At 70.7% G+C, this 16,918-nt stretch carries 17 protein-coding genes; 14 read left to right on the top strand and 3 right to left on the bottom strand.

Annotated features, from left to right (window positions below; all coding sequences use genetic code 11):
* Positions 1-359 precede the first annotated feature (359 nt).
* Both V5F59_RS01915 and V5F59_RS01910 read left to right on the top strand, forming a co-directional pair.
* Positions 360-647 (top strand): UxaA family hydrolase, encoded by a 288-nt coding sequence (locus V5F59_RS01915; RefSeq protein WP_393981885.1) that lies wholly within the window; start codon positions 360-362, stop codon positions 645-647.
* An 8-nt stretch (positions 648-655) separates the two neighbouring features.
* A complete protein-coding gene (locus V5F59_RS01910; RefSeq protein WP_393981883.1) occupies positions 656-1,936 on the top strand; it encodes a UxaA family hydrolase in 1,281 nt (426 codons plus the stop codon).
* Between the two features lie 468 nt (positions 1,937-2,404).
* Here the strand turns inward: V5F59_RS01910 and V5F59_RS01905 are convergent, their stop codons facing one another.
* Both V5F59_RS01905 and V5F59_RS01900 read right to left on the bottom strand, forming a co-directional pair.
* Complete coding sequence (locus tag V5F59_RS01905; RefSeq protein WP_393981881.1) at positions 2,405-3,421, bottom strand: Ldh family oxidoreductase; 1,017 nt, start codon at positions 3,419-3,421, stop codon at positions 2,405-2,407.
* Entirely contained in the window at positions 3,418-4,353 is a 936-nt protein-coding gene (locus V5F59_RS01900; RefSeq protein ID WP_393981879.1) for a hydroxyacid dehydrogenase, read from the bottom strand. The genes V5F59_RS01905 and V5F59_RS01900 overlap by 4 nt, the downstream gene beginning before the upstream one ends.
* A gap of 174 nt (positions 4,354-4,527) precedes the next feature.
* On the opposite strand from V5F59_RS01900, the gene V5F59_RS01895 reads away from it, so the two are divergent.
* The 3 genes from V5F59_RS01895 to V5F59_RS01885 all read left to right on the top strand — a co-directional run bounded on the left by V5F59_RS01895 (position 4,528) and on the right by V5F59_RS01885 (position 7,540).
* The gene (locus tag V5F59_RS01895) at positions 4,528-5,325 is read left to right on the top strand and encodes a GntR family transcriptional regulator (protein WP_393981877.1); all 798 of its coding nucleotides are present in this window, start codon (positions 4,528-4,530) and stop codon (positions 5,323-5,325) included.
* Positions 5,326-5,883: 558 nt separating this feature from the next.
* Positions 5,884-6,654 carry an ABC transporter ATP-binding protein gene (locus tag V5F59_RS01890; protein ID WP_393981875.1) on the top strand — a complete coding sequence of 257 codons (771 nt, stop codon included), beginning with the start codon at positions 5,884-5,886 and terminating at the stop codon, positions 6,652-6,654.
* Positions 6,647-7,540 carry an ABC transporter permease gene (locus tag V5F59_RS01885; RefSeq protein WP_393981873.1) on the top strand — a complete coding sequence of 298 codons (894 nt, stop codon included), beginning with the start codon at positions 6,647-6,649 and terminating at the stop codon, positions 7,538-7,540. The genes V5F59_RS01890 and V5F59_RS01885 overlap by 8 nt, the downstream gene beginning before the upstream one ends.
* A gap of 35 nt (positions 7,541-7,575) precedes the next feature.
* Here the strand turns inward: V5F59_RS01885 and V5F59_RS01880 are convergent, their stop codons facing one another.
* Complete coding sequence (locus V5F59_RS01880) at positions 7,576-8,328, bottom strand: GntR family transcriptional regulator (protein ID WP_393981871.1); 753 nt, start codon at positions 8,326-8,328, stop codon at positions 7,576-7,578.
* A gap of 219 nt (positions 8,329-8,547) precedes the next feature.
* Between V5F59_RS01880 and V5F59_RS01875 the strand changes: the two genes are divergently transcribed.
* From V5F59_RS01875 to V5F59_RS01835, 9 genes are all read left to right on the top strand, one after another.
* Positions 8,548-9,561 (top strand): ABC transporter substrate-binding protein, encoded by a 1,014-nt coding sequence (locus tag V5F59_RS01875; protein ID WP_393981869.1) that lies wholly within the window; start codon positions 8,548-8,550, stop codon positions 9,559-9,561.
* Positions 9,562-9,742: 181 nt separating this feature from the next.
* Positions 9,743-10,528, top strand: coding sequence for a succinate dehydrogenase/fumarate reductase iron-sulfur subunit (locus V5F59_RS01870; protein ID WP_393981867.1), 786 nt, complete (start codon positions 9,743-9,745; stop codon positions 10,526-10,528).
* Positions 10,525-10,869 carry a succinate dehydrogenase/fumarate reductase transmembrane subunit gene (locus V5F59_RS01865; protein ID WP_393981865.1) on the top strand — a complete coding sequence of 115 codons (345 nt, stop codon included), beginning with the start codon at positions 10,525-10,527 and terminating at the stop codon, positions 10,867-10,869. Before V5F59_RS01870 ends, V5F59_RS01865 begins: the two co-directional genes overlap by 4 nt.
* Complete coding sequence (locus tag V5F59_RS01860; protein WP_393981863.1) at positions 10,866-11,240, top strand: succinate dehydrogenase, cytochrome b556 subunit; 375 nt, start codon at positions 10,866-10,868, stop codon at positions 11,238-11,240. The genes V5F59_RS01865 and V5F59_RS01860 overlap by 4 nt, the downstream gene beginning before the upstream one ends.
* A gap of 2 nt (positions 11,241-11,242) precedes the next feature.
* Complete coding sequence (locus tag V5F59_RS01855; protein ID WP_393981861.1) at positions 11,243-11,974, top strand: sulfite exporter TauE/SafE family protein; 732 nt, start codon at positions 11,243-11,245, stop codon at positions 11,972-11,974.
* A gap of 9 nt (positions 11,975-11,983) precedes the next feature.
* Entirely contained in the window at positions 11,984-12,856 is an 873-nt protein-coding gene (locus V5F59_RS01850) for a fumarate hydratase (RefSeq protein WP_393981859.1), read from the top strand.
* A gap of 13 nt (positions 12,857-12,869) precedes the next feature.
* Positions 12,870-13,481 carry a fumarate hydratase C-terminal domain-containing protein gene (locus V5F59_RS01845; RefSeq protein WP_393981857.1) on the top strand — a complete coding sequence of 204 codons (612 nt, stop codon included), beginning with the start codon at positions 12,870-12,872 and terminating at the stop codon, positions 13,479-13,481.
* The gene (locus V5F59_RS01840; RefSeq protein WP_393981855.1) at positions 13,478-15,208 is read left to right on the top strand and encodes an L-aspartate oxidase; all 1,731 of its coding nucleotides are present in this window, start codon (positions 13,478-13,480) and stop codon (positions 15,206-15,208) included. Before V5F59_RS01845 ends, V5F59_RS01840 begins: the two co-directional genes overlap by 4 nt.
* On the top strand, positions 15,205-16,869 hold the full coding sequence (locus V5F59_RS01835) for a thiamine pyrophosphate-binding protein (protein WP_393981853.1): 1,665 nt from the start codon (positions 15,205-15,207) through the stop codon (positions 16,867-16,869). The genes V5F59_RS01840 and V5F59_RS01835 overlap by 4 nt, the downstream gene beginning before the upstream one ends.
* The last annotated feature ends 49 nt before the right edge of the window (positions 16,870-16,918 follow it).

The following is a 16,918-nucleotide window of genomic DNA, read 5'->3' as shown; positions in this document are numbered from 1 at the left end:
CGGCCGACTGGAACGGAGCGCAACGCAGTGGAAGAAGAGCCGGGGCCCAGCGCAAGAGTGCGCCGAAGGTGGCTCCTGCCGGACCGCCCCTGAAGATATCGCCTGCTGCGCAGGATTTTCCCCTGGGCCCCGGATCAGCGCTCAGGCTCCGCCTTCGCTTGTCCGGGGCACGAGGTCGTGGTGTCCGCGGCCTCCCCCGCAAAAGGCGCCCGCTCGGGGCCGGGCCGAGCCCCCCGGATTGAAAAATCTCCAGCTTCGGATGGGCGGCTTGACACGGTTTTGTTTGCAGTTTTATGTACTATATCTTATATAAGACTTGGCCGACACCCGCCGGCCAAGAGGGAAGCGAGGAGGCAAGCGTGAGTGCGCCGCAACTGTTGGTTCACGAGAAGAAGGACACCGTGGGTGTCGTCGTGGTGGAGGGCCTGAAGGCCGGCACCGACATGCTGTGCGTGGTGACGCACGACAATTCGGCGTTCCACCTGACATCCAAGATGGACGTCCCGATCGGCCACAAGGTCGCCCTGACGGACATCAAGGCCGGCGACACCATCTGGAAGTACGGCCAGGACATCGGCATCGCCAAGGCCGACATCGCCACGGGCGAGCACGTCCACGTCCACAACGCCAAGACCAAGCGCTGGTGAGGCAAGAAATGTCCAACATCGCCATGTTCCACGCCCAGACCGCGCCCAACCCCTTCCGCGGCGGCGCGCCCGACCAGCTCATCACCAAGGCGACCCCCACGGCCCTCGCCTCGGCCGACTATGCCAACGCCACCGTCCGCGGCTGGCGCCGCGAGAACGGCCGGGTGGGCGTGCGCAACCACGTGGTCATCCTGCCCCTCGACGACCTCTCCAACGCCGCCTGCGAGGCGGTGGCCGCCCATGTGAAGGGCACCATGGCCCTGCCCCATGCCTACGGCCGCCTGCAGTTCGGCGAGGACCTGGAAATCCACTTCCGCACCCTCATCGGCATCGGCTCCAACCCGAACGTCGCCGCCGTGGTGGTGATCGGCATCGAGGACCAGTGGACCAACCGCGTGGTGGAAGGCATCGCCAGGACCGGCAAGCCGGTGGTGGGCTTCGGCATCGAGCTCAACGGCGACATCGCCACCGTGGCCAAGGCCTCCTACGAGGCCAAGCGCTTCGTGCAGTGGGCCAACGAGCTGCCGCAGGAAGACTGCCCCCTCTCCGACCTGTGGATCTCCACCAAGTGCGGCGAGAGCGACACCACCACCGGCCTCAGCTCCTGCCCCACGGTGGGCAACATGTACGACAAGCTGATCCCGCACGGCATCTACGGCGTGTTCGGCGAGACCTCGGAGATCACCGGCGCCGAGCACCTGTGCAAGGACCGCGCGGCGTCGCCGGAGATCGCCGAGAAGTGGTTCAAGATGTGGAAGTCCTACCAGGACGACGTCATCGAGGCCCACAAGACCGATGACCTCTCCGACAGCCAGCCCACCAAGGGCAACATCGCCGGCGGCCTCACCACCATCGAGGAGAAGGCGCTCGGCAACCTGGAGAAGATCGGCCGCGCCTGCCGCTACATCGACGCGCTGGAGCCCGCCGAGGCCCCGGCCAAGGGCCCCGGCCTCTATTACATGGACACCTCGTCCGCGGCGGCCGAATGCGTGACGCTGATGGCGGCGGCGGGCTACGTGATCCACACCTTCCCCACCGGGCAGGGCAACGTGATCGGCAACCCCATCGTCCCGGTCATCAAGATCTCCGGCAACCCGCGCACCATCCGCACCATGGGCGAGCACATCGACGTGGACGTGTCCGGCGTCCTGCGCCGCGAGATGACCATCCCGGAGGCCGGCGACGCGCTCATCGACATGATCGTGCGCACCGCCAACGGCCGCCTCACGGCGGCGGAATCCCTCGGCCACCGCGAGTTCGTGATGACCAAGCTGTACCGCAGCGCGTGAGGCGCGGGGCGGCCGTCGCCGGCCGCCTCCCCCTTGCGGACAAGAAAAGGGCCGCCGGCAGGACATGCCGGCGGCCCTTTTGCGTGGAGGCGATCGACCACCTGCGATCTGAAGCCGCTGGCATTTCTCGCGTCGTCATGCCCCGGCTTGTGGCGGAAGGCGGCTGTTGGCGAGGAGGAACGAGCGGAGGCTCCCGACCTCCGCGCCCCTCACCACCTGTCATCCCCCGGCTTGTCCGGGGCACCCACTCCGCCGCCTTGCCCAGCGCGGGGCTGGTGGCACGGTGGATGCCCCGGACAAGCCGGGGCATGACGACACCCAATGTGTCGTCCCCTCCTCGCCAACAGCCGCCTTCCGGACAAGCCCGGCCGTGACAGGGGGTGAGGGGTGAGGGGTGAGGAGGTTACGAAGCCCCCGGCAATCACTCTTGCGGTGGACCGCTGCCTCCGGGCGAGCTTTCGCTCCGCCTCAGGCGGCGGAGCGGCGCTGCAGGTCCTCCAGCAGGTCGGCGGGGACGGAGATGCCCTCGGCGGCGCTCGCCGCCCGCGCCTTCAGGCGCCGCTCGCCGGGCAGGCGCACGCCCTCCTGGGCGAGGATGGCGCCAAGCAGCGTCTCCAGCCGCACGAGGTAGTCCGGCCCGCCGAGGCGCACCGGGTCCATCACCAGGAAGAGATGGCCGATGGCGGGAGAGGGGCCGTCCGCCGTGAAGAAGGAGGCGGCCTCGAAGCCGAACTGCCCGCCGGTGAGCGCCGCGGCGAGGATCTCCACCATCAGCGCCAGCGCCGCGCCCTTGGCATCGCCGATGGGCAGCATGGTGCCGGCGAGCGCCGCCTTGGGGTCCGTGGTGGGGTTGCCTTCCGCATCCAGCGCCCAGTCGTCGGGGATCGGGTTGCCGCGCTGGGCGGCCACCATGATCTTGCCGCGCGCCACCTTGCTCAGCGAGGCATCGATGACGAGGGGCGGCGCCCCGCGACGCGGCGTGGCGAAGGCGATGGGATTGGTGCCGAACACGCCGGCCCGCCCGCCCCAGGGCGCGATGGCCTGGGGCGAATTGGAGAAGGCCAGCGCCGCGAGCCCGCGCTCCGCCAGCGTCTCCACATGGCGGCCCATCACCCCCGCATGATGGGAGGCGAAGACGGAGACGGCAACGATGCCGCTTTCCCGGCCGCTCTCCCGCGTGCGTGCGGTCGCCGCGTCGAGCCCGGCGGCGATGGCGGGAAAGGCGAGGCCCTCCCGCGCGTCCACGCGGAGGGTGGACACGGAGGTCCACTCGAGGGCCGGCACCGCCTGCCCCTTCACCTTGCCGGAGCGGATCTGGTCCGCATAGGCCGGCAGGCGCGAGAGGCCGTGGCTGGCGATGCCGTCGGCGTCCGCAGCCACCAGGGCATCGGCGGTGGCGTCCGCCGCCTGCCGGCTCGCGCCGGCGGCGATCAGCACGGAGCGGGCCAGGGACCGCGCCGCGTGAAGGGAGAGTTGCTCGCTCATGCCGCCTTCTCCTGAAGCACCCGTGCCACGGCCTGCGCCACCGCGTGGCTGACCCGCACGTTGGACTCCACCGTAACACCGGCGATGTGTGGCGTGAGGATGAGATTGGGCGCGCCCTGAAGCGGACCGCCGCCGGGCAGCGGCTCGGTCTCGAACACGTCCAGCATGGCGCCGGCGAGACGTCCCGCCCTCAGGGCCGCGGCGAGCGCCGCCTCGTCCACCACGCCGCCGCGCGCGGCGTTGACGAGCACGGCATCCGGGCGCATGCGGGCGAGGGCCTCCGCGCCGATGAGGCCGCGCGTCGCCGCGGTGAGCGGCACATGCAGGCTCACCGCGTCCGACTGGGCGAGGAGATCGTCGAGCGCCACCGGCCGCGCCTCGTGGGCGGCGAAGGCGGGATCCGCGTCATTCAGGAACGGGTCGTGGGCTATCACCCGCATGCCCAGCGCCACGGCGCGCCGCGCCGCCTGCCGGGCGATGGCGCCGAACCCCACCAGCCCCAGCGTGCGGCCGGAGGTCTCGCGGCCCATGAGGCGGGTGCGCGGCCAGGCGCCGCCCGCCACCTCGGGGCTGGCGTGGTAGGCGCCGCGCAGCAGCATCATGACCCCGCAGACCACATATTCGGCCACCGCGAGATCGTTGGCGCCGGTGGCCGGGCACACGGCGATGCCCCGGGCGCGGCACGCCTCCACGTCGATATTGTCCAGCCCGACCCCGAGGCGGCCCACCACCTCCAGGCGGGGGGCCGCGGCGAGCAGGGCGCCGCGCACCTGGGTGCGGTTGCGCACGATGAGGGCGCGGGCGCCGGCGAGCATTTCAAGGAGCGCGTCGGGCTGGTCCACCAGCGCCGGATCGTAATGGACCTCGTGGCGGGCGCGCAGCGCGTCGAGCGCCGCCTCGTCCATGAACTCGGTGACGACGATGTCGGGCATGAGCGTTTCCGGTTATCGTTCTGCCTGGGCACGGAAGGAGGTCATTGCGCACGCCTCAATTCCGTTATCATATATAAGATATGAGAGCGTGAAGCCTTGCAAGCTTCACGAGGGCTGTCGCCGGACGCGAAATTCGCAAATATAAGGCGCCGGGCAGAGGGGGCGGAGACGACCGTGAGCAAGCCGAACATGACCGCAGGGGCCGAGCCCCGCAGGGCGCAGGACAAGGCTCCACCGGCCGCGCCGCAGCGGAGCGAGGGCGAGGGGCTCGAATCGAAGCCGCTCTACCGCCAGGTGCGCGAGACCCTGATCCGCCGCATGGTGGATGGCGTGTGGGCCCCCGGCGAGCCGCTGCCGAGCGAGATCCAGCTCGCCGCCGAGCTCGGCGTCAGCCAGGGCACCGTGCGCAAGGCGCTGGACGAGATGGCCGCCGAGAACATCGTGGTGCGCCGCCAGGGCCGCGGCACCTTCGTGGCCCGGCACGACGAGGAGCGCATCCTCTTCCAGTTCTTCAAGCTGGTGGGCGACGACGGCGAGCGGCACTTCCCGGAAAGCCGCGTGCTGGGCATCGAGAAGGCCAGGGGCACGGCGGCCGAATGCGCCGCCCTCGCCTTGCCCCGCAACGGCCGGGTGCTGCGCATCCGCCGCCTGCGCACGTTCGACGGGGCGCCGCTCATCATCGAGACCCTGACCCTGCCGGACCAGATGTTCCCGGGCCTCGCCGACGCGCCGGTGCCGAACAATCTCTACGGCCTCTACGCCCAGCGCTACGGCATCACCGTGTCCCGGGCGCGCGAGCAGCTCAAGGCCGTGGGCGCCGACGCGGACACCGCCGCCATGCTGCAGGTGGCGCCCGGCGCCCCGGTGCTGCTCGTCGACCGGCTCGCCTTTTCCCTCGACGGCACGCCGGTGGAATGGCGGGTCAGCTCCTGCCTCACCTCGAGCTTCCACTATCTGTCCGATCTGACGTAGGGCCTGTCCCGAACCCGCGCCCTTGCAGGCAGCCGATCTCGCCTGCCCCGTCATCTCGCGAACGAGCCGGCGGATGACCGCCGGATGAGGTCCGGTCATGGCAGCTTCAGGCCGGGCAAGGGGGCCCACCCGCCGGCGGGTTCGCGGAGGGCCAAGGGCGCGCGGGGAGGCGCCCTCCCCGGACAGGCCCCGCCATCCAACTTATGTCTTATATATGATAGCAGATGGCTTTACACACCTACCGGGCTTGGCTATCGTCATGAAACCTGCGGCGGCGCGGCACCAGTCCGGGCCGGATGCGGGAACAGCCGGAAGACCGCGGGGCGCAGATGCGCCACAGCCTTGCCCCGCACCGACGACAGGATCCCGACAAGACACAAGCGCACGCGCCGATCGGATCGCCCCGGTCGGCTCCGTTTCCAGGGAGCGCGAGACTCCCTCCACCGGCCGCCCGCCATGCGGGCGGGCCGGCACCTGAAACATCGACCGGGAGCAGAAACGACGCCTCGCCAGAACGGCCAATAAAGGCCACGGCGACAGGTCCCAAGGGAGGGATGCATGGGTTCGCAGAAGCCTCTTCTGGAGGTGAGTGGCGTAACGCTGCAGTACAAGACGCCGAATCTACTCGTCACCGCCACCTACCGCGTGGACTTCAACGTCTTCGAGGGAGACCGCTTCATTCTGCTGGGACCGTCCGGCTGCGGGAAATCCACCCTGCAGAAGGCGGTGGGCGGCTACATCACCCCCACCGAGGGCGAGATGCGCCTGAAGGGGCAGCAGATCCGCGCCCCCGGCCCCGACCGCATGATGGTGTTCCAGGAGTTCGACCAGCTCCTGCCCTGGAAGACGGTGCGCCAGAACGTGGCCTTCGCCCTCACCGCCGCCCGCCGGCTGGGCCGGAAGGAGGCCGATGACCGGGCCATGCACTACATCGAGAAGGTCAACCTCTCGAAGTTCGCGGACACCTATCCGCACATGCTGTCCGGCGGCATGAAGCAGCGCGTCGCCATCGCCCGCGGCATGGCCATGGAGCCGGACATCCTTTTGATGGACGAGCCGTTCGCCGCGCTCGACGCGCTCACCCGCCGCAAGATGCAGGACGAGCTGCTGCAATTGTGGGCGGATACGCGCTTCACGGTGCTGTTCGTCACCCATTCCATCGCCGAGGCCATCAAGGTCGGCAACCGCATCCTCCTGCTCTCGCCCCATCCGGGGCGGGTGAAGGCGGAGCTCAACAGCACCACCGATCCGAAAGACGCGGCCATCCTGGAGCAGCGCATCCAGCACATGCTGTTCGCCGACGAGGCGAAGGAGATCATCGATGCCTGAGACCGCCACCCTGAAGATGGTCCCCGCCATCGAGCCCCGGCCGGAGATCTACCGCGAGGACTCGCCCGCCGACACCATCACCGTGGTGGAGAAACCGCTCTCCACCTGGGAGCTGCTCTACAACTGGGGCTTCTTCCGCAAGCTCATCATCCTCGCCGCGCTGGCGCTGGCGTGGGAGATCTACGGGCGCATCCTCAACAACGACCTTTTGTTCCCCACCTTCAGCGCCACCGTCTCCGCCTTCTTCGCCAACGTGATGAACGGCGTGCTGCCGGAGCGGGCGTGGGGGTCGCTGCGCGTGCTGCTCATGGGCTACGCCATCGGCATCACGCTGGCGGCGGTGCTCACCGCGCTCGCCATCGCCTCGCGCATCGGCACGGACTTCCTGGAAACCATGACCTCCATGTTCAATCCGCTGCCGGCCATCGCGCTGCTGCCGCTGGCGCTGATCTGGTTCGGGCTCGGCACGGGGAGCCTCGTCTTCGTGCTGGTGCATTCGGTGACATGGGCGATCGCCCTCAACACCCATTCGGGCTTTCTCTCGGTCAGCCGGACGCTGAAGATGGTGGGCCGCAACTACGGGCTGAAGGGGCCGCGCTTCATCGCCACCATCCTCATCCCGGCGGCCTTCCCCTCCATCCTCACCGGGCTGAAGATCGGCTGGGCGTTTGCCTGGCGCACGCTGATCGCGGCGGAGCTGGTGTTCGGCGTCTCCTCCGGCTCCGGCGGCCTCGGCTGGTTCATCTTCGAGAACAAGAACATGCTGGACATCGCCAACGTGTTCGCCGGCCTCCTGACGGTGATCATCATCGGCCTGGTGGTGGAAAACCTGATCTTCCAGACCATCGAGCGCCGCACCATCCAGCGCTGGGGCATGCAGGCCTGAGCCCACCCCCCACCCTCCGGCAGCACGGGCCGCCCTCACTCCAGGGCGGTCCGGTATTTCAAGTGGGCGGTGAAGCTCTCGCGATACTCCACCCGCCGCCCGTCCAGGGCGAAGGCGAGGCGGCGCACCTGCAGCACGCTCTCGCCCTCCGCGATGCCCAGGTGCCGCGCCATGGCCGCGTCCGCGGCGGCGATGCCCACCTCGTCCACGGTGCGCATGATGGTGACGCCGCAGCGCTCCTGGTAGAAGACGTACACCTCCTCCACGATGTCCTCGCCGGTGGCCAGCCCCAGCGCCGCGAAGGTCTGCGCCGGCAGCGCCAGGCGCTCGTAGACCAGCGGCTGGTCCTTCTCGCTGCGGATGCGCGTCAGGGCGAGCACCTTGCCGCCCGGATCGAGGTCCAGCTGCCGGCGCTCCTCCGCGCTCGCCGCACGCACACCCTGGGCGAGGAGATGCGCCACCGGATCGAGCGGGCGGCCGTCCGCATGCACGAAGCGCAGGAAGCGGAAGCGGGAGCTGGCGCTGGAATGGGGCACCACCCGCGTGCCACGCCCGTGCTGGCGCTCCAGCAGGCCCTGGATCACCAGCTCCTCGGTGGCCTTGCGCATGGTGCCGATGGACACCCCGAGCTCGGAGCACAGCTGCTGCTCGCTGGGCAGGTATGTGCCGGGCTTCCACACGCCGTCGATGATGCGCCGCACGAGCAGGTCGCGGGTCTGCTGGTAGAGCGGCCGCGCCTCGATGGGCGAGGAGCCGGAGGCCGTGGGGGCGATCTTATCAAATGTCATATATATGACCTAAGACTATTGACACCTGTCTGGCCAAGGCTACTCTGACCCGGCCGACACACAATGAGAAAATGGTCGCGCGCCGGAGCCGGACCCGAAAGGGCAAGCCCTCGACGGCCCCGCCTCCGAAACGACAACGAGACCGCACGATCCGTGCGGCGCGGCTGCGGGGAAGCATCCCGCGGCGCGTCGGCGGGCGGGTGTGCCTGGGAGAACGCCATGGGTTTCCTCTTCAAACGCGCGGCCGCCGCCGCGGTCGCCGCGCTGATGCTCGCGCCGGTGTCCTTCGCGGCGCACGCGGAAACGACGACCGTCCGCCTCGCCAAGCAGTTCGGCATCTCCTACCTGCCGATGACGGTGATGGAGGAGATGAAGCTCATCGAGAAGCAGGCGGCCGCCAAGGGCTTCGAGCTGAAGACCGAGTGGTTGCGCTTCACCGGCGGCTCGGGCATGAACGAGGCCCTCATCTCCGGCAATCTGGACGTGGCGGCGGGCGGTGTCGGGCCCATGCTCACCATCTGGGCCCGCACCCGCACCAACCTGAAGGTGAAGGGCATCGCCGCGCTGAACGCGATGCCGCTCTACCTCGTCTCCGTGAACCCCAACGTGAAGACGCTGAAGGACTTCGCCGCCGGCGACAAGATCGCCCTGCCGGCGGTGAAGACCTCCATCCAGGCGGTGACGCTGCAGATGGCGGCGGAGCAGGCCTTCGGCCAGGGCCAGCAGAACAAGCTCGATTCCCTCACGGTCTCCATGGGCCATCCGGACGCCCAGCTCGCCATGATGGGCGGCAAGTCCGAGGTCACCGCCCATTTCGGCTCCTCCCCCTTCCAGGAGATGGAGCTGAAGGACCCGCGCGCCCGCAAGGTGCTGGACAGCTACCAGGTGCTCGGCGGACCGCACACCTTCAACGTCATCTGGGCCACCGAGAAGTTCGCCACCGAGAACCCCAAGGCCCTCGCCGCCGTGCTCGCCGCGCTGGAGGAGGCGAACGCCTTGATCCGCAAGGACCCCGCCGCCATGGCGGCGCTGTGGATCAAGGCCGAGGGCGCCAAGATGAGCGTGGACGAGGCGGTGGCCATCATCAAGGCGCCGGAGAACGAGTGGACCACCACGCCGAAGAAGGTGCTGGCCTATCTCGACTACATGCATCGCGCCGGCCTCGTGGGCGCCACCACCAAGGACTGGCGGGACATCTTCTTCCCCGCCATCCACGGCGCCTCGGGCAGCTGAGGCCGCCTGGCGACAGGCCCCCGGCGCCGGTCGCACGCCGGGGCGATGATGAAACCACGGCCCGCGCCTCCCCCTGCGGGCCATCCCCCGGCGCCGGCGCAGCATCGCCGGCGCCGGGGCCCCTCCAGATGATCGCGTTGACGCGCCTTGCCCATGGGCGGGCGCCTGCGGGACGGATGACATGACCAAGACCAGCCAAAGCGAGCGGCCGGCGGAGGCGCCGGCCGAAGGGACCCTTCTTGTCCGCGTGTGGCGCGGCCATGCGGAGGGTGCCTTCGAGGACTTCCGCGTCCCCCGCCGCGCCAGCCAGACCGTGCTCGACGTGGTCACCGAGATCCAGCGCACGCAGGACCCGACCCTCTCCTATCGCTTCGCCTGCCGGGTGGGCATGTGCGGCTCCTGCGCCATGGTGGTGAACGGCCGCCCGCGCTGGACCTGCCGCACCCGCGTCTCAGACGCCATCGACGGCGACAGCCTCGTCCTCGAGCCCCTGCGCAACCTGCCCATCGTCAAGGACCTGACGGTGGACATGGCGCCCTTCTTCGAGAAGTGGCGCGACGCCCACGGCTATTTCGAGCCGGGCGAGGCCCCGCCCGACGACTTCGCCCGGGTGCGCCCCGACAGCCCGAAGCGCAAAGCCGCCGACGCGGGCATCGAATGCATCAATTGCGGGGTGTGCTACTCCGCCTGCGACGTGGTGGCCTGGAACAGGGACTATCTCGGCCCCGCCGCCCTCAACCGCGCCTGGACCCTCGCCAACGACGAGCGCGACACGGGCAACGCGGCGCGGCTCGCCGCCGTGTCGGGAGACGTGGGCTGCCACTCCTGCCACAGCCACATGAGCTGCACCGAATTCTGCCCCAAGGACCTCGCGCCCACCTACGCCATCGCCGGCCTCAAGCGCGCCACCGCGACCGCCGCGCCCTCGCCGCTCTCCCGCCTCCTCGCCTTGCTGGTGAAGCCATGACTCCCCTTCTCTACGTCGCCCAGCGCGGCTCGGCCGCGGTGCTGGCGCTGGCGGTGGCGGTGCATCTCGCCACCATGGTCCATGCCGTGCGCGGCGGGCTCACCGCCGGCGAGATCCTGGCGCGCACCACGGGCAACGGCTGGTTCCTCGCATTCTACTGCGTGTTCGTCCTCGCCGCCGCCGTGCATGCCCCCATCGGCCTGCGCAGCGTCGTCCGCGAGTGGACGGGGTGGCGCTCCCGCTCCCTGGACCTCGCTACGCTCGCCTTCGCGGTGGCGATCGCGGGCCTCGGCCTGCGCGCGGCGCTGGCGGTGTACCATCCCGGAGGGATGCTGCCATGAAGTCCTCCGCCCTCGCCGCGCGGCCGTCCCTGCGCGAGGCCTCCCACCTCAAGCCAGGGTTCCTGGCGGCGCTGCTGCACCGGCTCTCCGGCGTCGCCCTGGCGGTGTTCCTGCCGCTGCACTTCATCGCCCTGGGCACGGCGCTGGCCGGTGCCGGCGCGCTGGACAGCTTCCTTTCCCTCACCCACAACCCGGTGGTGAAGATCGCCGAATGGGGCATGGTGAGCGCGCTCGCCGTGCACATGGCGCTGGGGCTGCGCGTGCTCGCCATCGAGTGGCTCGCCTTCCGCGGCCACACGGCGGGGGTGGTGGGCGGCTGCGTGGCGGCGGGGCTCGCCATCGGCCTCCTGTTCCTGCTGAGCGGGTGGTAGCCGTGCTCGGCATTCCGCTCGCCACCCTCTCCGTGCTCTGGGCCGGCGCCTTCCTCGGCGCGCTGGCGGCGGGCGGGGCGGGCTTCGCCTTCGCGCTGGCCGCCTCGGCCATCTGGCTGCACGCCATCGACCCGATCCAGACGACGGCGCTCATCGTCGCCTGCGGCAGCCTTCTGCACGTGACGCTGGTGTGGCCCATCCGCCGTTCCATCGACGGCGGACGGCTCGCGCCCTTCCTCATCGGCGCCCTGGTGGGCGTGCCGCTCGGCGTCATGGTGCTCACCGCCATGAACCCGAGCCCGCTCAAGCTCGCCCTGGGGCTCGGCATGGCGGCCTACGCCACCTATGCGCTCCTCGCCCCGCGCCTGCCGGTGCTCACCGGCGGCGGCCATTTCGCCAATGCGGGCATCGGCTTCGTGGGCGGCATCCTCGGCGGGCTGGGGGGTTATTCGGGCGTCGTCCCCACCATCTGGACCCAGCTGCGCGGCTGGCCGAAGGAGGTGGCGCGCGGGGTCTACCAGCCCTTCATCCTGTTCGCCCACATCGTCACGCTGGCGGCGGTGGGCGTGGTGGGCATCGACGGGCGCTCCTGGCTGCTCATCGGTCTCGCCTTGCCGCCGCTGGCGCTGGGCGCCTTCCTCGGCCTCAAGATCTACGGGCGGCTCGACGAGCGGAAATTCAAGCAGATGCTGTCGCTCATGATCCTGCTCTCCGGCCTGGCGCTGATCTTCTAGGAGCTTCCCATGGACCTCAATCTCGACGAAGTGGAAAAGGTCTGCGCCGACCTCTACCTGCGCGCCCTCCAGCTCTTGCCGCCGGACATCAAGGCGGGCTTTTCCCGGCTGCAGGACACGGAGACCGACGCCACCGGCCGCGCCATCCTCGGCACCATGGTGGAGAACATCGCCGTGGCCGAGCGCACCCGCAACATCCTGTGCCAGGACACGGGCATCCCCATCTACAACGTCACCATCGGCCGCAACGTGGCCTTCGACGGCGCCGCGCTGAAGGAGGCCATCCGCCGCGGCTGCGCCCGCTCCACGAAGGAGAACTCCCTGCGCTCCTCGGTGGTGCACCCCATCACCCGCAGGAACGACCAGAATTCCTGCGGCATCCGCGTGCCGGTGATCCACGTGGACTTCGACGACCGGGAGGAGACCGTCTCCATCGAGATGATCCCCAAGGGCTCGGGCTCGGAGAACGGCTCCTTCCTCAAGATGCTCCTGCCCTCGGACGGCATCACCGCGGTGAAGCGCTTCGTCATCGACCGGGTGATCGAGCTGGGCGGCCGGGTGTGCCCGCCCACCATCGTCGGCGTGGGCATCGGCGGCACCTCGGACCTGTGCATGCACCTCGCCAAGATTGCCGCGACGCGCCCGCTGCGCACGACCTGCGCCGATGAGGAAGGCGCGCGGATCGAGGCGGAGCTGTCCCAGGCAGTGAACGCGCTGGGCATCGGCCCGCAGGGCCTCGGCGGGCGCTCCACGGCGTTCGCCGTGCATGTGGAGGTGGCCGCCACCCACATCACCCAGAACCCGGTGGCCGTGAACATCCAGTGCCATTCCGCCCGCCGCGCGCGGGCCACCCTCACCCCCGGCGGCATCGCCTTCTCCTGATCCGGAGCGCCCCATGGCCCACCACGTCCTCGACATGCCCATCGACGCCGACCAGGCGCGGGCGCTGCGCATCGGCGATACGGTGACGCTCCGGCGCACGCTCTTCGGCATCCGCGACGCCACCCTCATCCACATGTTCGACCGCGGCCGCGCCACCCGGCTCGACCTGAAGGGCCACGCGGTGATCCACACCGCGCCCAACGTCCACCGGGTGGAGAAATCCCCCGCGGCGCCGGCCGGCTACACGCCCTTCTGCATCGGCACCACCACCTCCATGCGCATGGAGCGCTTCACGCGGCAGCTGATGGAGCGGGAGGGCGTGCGCCTCATCGTCGGCAAGGGCGGCATGGGGCCGGCGACGCTGGACGCCTTCCGCGACCTCGGCGGCGCCTATCTCGCCATCGTCGGCGGAGCGGCGGCGCTGGAGACCACCTGGATCGAACAGATCGAGGACGTGGACATGGACGACCTCCATCCCGAGAGCCTGTGGAAGTTCCGCATCCGCGACTTCGGCCCGCTGCTGGTGGGCATGGATTCCCACGGCGGCTCCCTCTTCGCGCAGGTACAGGCGGACGTGGCCGCCCGCCGCGACGCGGTGCTCGCCAGCATCGGAGCCGGCGAATGACCCCCTCCATCACGCGGCGCGAGACCGACATCCTCATCCTCGGCTCGGGGGGCGCCGGCCTGTTCGCCGCCCTCCACGCCAAGAAGACCGCGCCGGACCTCGACGTGACGGTGGCGGTGAAGGGCCTCCTCGGCAAGTGCGGCTGCACCCGCATGGTGCAGGGCGGCTACAACGTCGCCTTGGCGCCGGGCGACAGCGTCGAGCGCCACTTCATGGACACCGTGGAAGGCGGCAAGTGGCTCAACGACCAGGACCTCGCCTGGACGCTGGTGACCGAGGCGCAGGTGCGCATCCGCGAGCTGGAGACCGAGCTCGGCTGCTTCTTCGACCGCAACCCGGACGGCTCGGTGCACCAGAAGGCCTTCGCCGGCCAGACCTTCGACCGCACGGTGCACAAGGGCGACCTCACCGGCATCGAGATCATCAACCGCCTGATGGAGCAGGTGTGGCGGCGTGCCGTGCACCGCATGGAGGACCACCGCGCCCTCGACCTCATCCCGGCGGCGGACGGCTCCGGCCTTGCCGGCGTGCTGATGCTGGACATGCGCACCGGCGCGCCGGTGCTGGTGCAGGCCCGCGCGGTGCTGCTCGCCACCGGCGGCGGGCCCACCATGTACAAGTACCACACCCCCTCCGGCGACAAGTCCTGCGACGGGCTCGCCATGGCGCTGCGGGCGGGGCTCGCGCTGCGCGACATGGAGATGGTGCAGTTCCATCCCACCGGCCTCCTCGCCGGGCCGGGCACGCGCATGACCGGCACCGTGCTGGAGGAGGGCCTGCGCGGCGCCGGCGGCTGGCTCACCGACCGCACGGGCGAGCGCTTCATGCATCTCTACGACCCGCGCGGCGAGCGGGCGACGCGCGACATCGTCTCCCGCTCCATCATGCGCCGCATCCGCGACGGCTATGCCACCGCGCATGGCGGCGTCCATATCGAGATGCGCCACCTCGGCCCCGACCATGTGAAGAAGACCTTCAAGGGCATGGCGGAACGCTGCGCCGACTGCGGCTTCGACCTCGCCGGCGGGCAGGTGGAGGTCATCCCCACCGCCCATTACATGATGGGCGGCGTGGTGTTCGGCGGAAATTGCGGCACCGCCATGCCCCGACTCTACGCGGCGGGCGAGGACACCGGCGGCGTGCACGGCGCCAACCGGCTCGGCGGCAACGGGGTGGCCAATTCCACCGTGTTCGGCGGCATCGCCGGCCGGGCCATGGCGCGGGAGCTGGAGCGCGGGCGCGCCCTCGCCGATCCCGATCCCGCCGCCATGGAAAAGGCCCTCGACCGCGCCTTCTCGCCCCTCGGCCAGGACGCGCGCGACCTGCCGGCCATCCGCGAGGCGCTCTACGCCGCCATGTGGGACGACGTGGGCATCCTGCGCACGGCCGACGGCCTCAAGCGCGCGCAGGGCACCCTCGGCACGCTGGCGGAGGCGGTCGCCCGCTCCGGCGCGCCGGACGGCGACCGGCGCTACAACCTCACCTGGATGGACCGGCTGAACCTGGAGAACCTCGTCCTGGTGAGCGCGGCCATCTGCACCGCGGCGCTGGCCCGCGAGGACAGCCGCGGCGCCCACTTCCGCGAGGACTTTCCGGAGACCTCGGACCTTGCGACCTCGTGCTACACGCTGGTGCGCAAGGAGGGCGCTCAGCTTGACATCTCCACCGCCCCGGTCGCCTTCACCCGTGTCGCCCCCGGCCAGACCCTTCTGAAGGAGGTCGCATGAGCCCCGCCCCCGCAACCGCCGAGGTCCCCGTTGCGCCGGACGCTGCCGCCCCGCGCGGGGCGGACCTCCTCGTCCGCACGCTGGAGGCGCACGGGGTCCGGCGCATCTTCTCGCTGTCGGGCAACCACATCATGCCCGTTTATGACGCCTTGCTGGAGACGGGCATCGACCTGATCCACGTGCGCCAGGAGGCGGCGGCCGTGCACATGGCGGACGCCCACGCCCGCCTGACCGGTGAGGTGGGGGTCGCCCTCGTCACCGGCGGGCAAGGCCAGTCCAATGCCGCCGCCGCCTTGTTCACGGCGCTGGCGGCGGAATCCCCCGTGCTGCTGCTGTCCGGCCATGCCGGCCTCGGCGAGCTGGGACGCGGCGCCTTTCAGGAGCTGGACCAGGCCGCCATCGCCCGGCCCATGGCCAAGGCCTCGTGGATGGTGGCGCGCGGGGCCGACCTCGGCCCCGACATCGGGAAAGCCATCCGCATCGCCAGGGAGGGGCGGCCCGGTCCCGTCCACCTCAGCCTGCCGGTGGACCTGCTGGAGCAGCGCCTGCCCGACGCCACGGCCGCCGCGCCTCTCCCCCTTGAGCCCGCACCCGATGCCGTCGCCGTCGCGGCCGGCGTGGCGGCGCAGCTCGCGGCGGCGGAGCAGCCCCTCATCCTCGCCAGTCCCGCCTTCTGCACCCCCCATGGACGCCCTCGCCTCGCGGCGCTGGAAGCGGCCACGGGCGTGCCGGTGATCGGCATGGAAAGCCCGCGCGGGGTGAACGATCCCGGCCTCGGCGCCTTCGCCGAGATGCTGGCGGCTGCCGACCTCCTCGTGCTCATGGGCAAGGCGCTGGACTTCACCCTGAAGTTCGGCGCGCCGCCTGCGGTGGCCGCTGGCTGCCGCTTCGTGGTGGTGGACCCGGACGAAGCCCTCCTCGCCCGCGCGGCCAAGGCCAAGGGGCACCTGCTGGCGGCGCGGGCGCAGGCAGACGCGGGCGCGGTGATCGACGCCCTCGCCGCCTCACCGCCGGCCCCGGCCCCGGCCCACGCCGCCTGGCGGGCAAAGGTGCGGGAGGCCCTCGCCTTCCTGCCCCCCGCCTGGGCCGGCGCCCGCGCCGAAGGGCGGGTGCATCCGGTGGAGCTGTGCACCGCGGTTCGCGACTTCCTCGCCGGCCATCCCGGCGCGACGCTGGTGTGCGACGGCGGCGAGATCGGCCAGTGGCCGCAGGCCATCGTGAAGACCGACCAGCGCCTCATCAACGGCGTGTCCGGCACCATCGGCGCCTCCCTTCCCTTCGCCATCGCCGCCAGGCTGGCCCGGCCCGATGCGCCGGTGGTGGCGGTGCTGGGCGACGGCACCTGCGGCTTTCACATGGCGGAGTTCGACACCGCCGTGCGCTGCGGCGCGCCCTTCATCGCCGTGGTGGGCAACGATGCCCGCTGGAATGCCGAACACCAGATCCAGCTGCGCAGCTACGGGGCGGAACGGGCCCGCTACTGCGGCCTGCTGCCCACCCGCTACGACGCGGTGGCGGAGGCCCTGGGCGGCTTCGGCGCCCTCGTCACCGATCCGGCCGACCTGCCCGCCGCGCTGGCGGCGGCCCACGCGAGCGGCCGGCCCGCGCTGATCAACGTGATGATCGAGGGCGCCCCCGCGCCCGTCATCCGGCGCGGCTGACGCCGCACCCGAGCGGCACGGAAGCAGGCCCGTGTGGCGCCGGCCCAGG

The organism is Xanthobacter nonsaccharivorans, assembly GCF_043194755.2.
Taxonomy (GTDB): domain Bacteria; phylum Pseudomonadota; class Alphaproteobacteria; order Rhizobiales; family Xanthobacteraceae; genus Xanthobacter; species Xanthobacter autotrophicus_G.
This window is presented reverse-complemented; position numbering and strand designations above follow the sequence as displayed.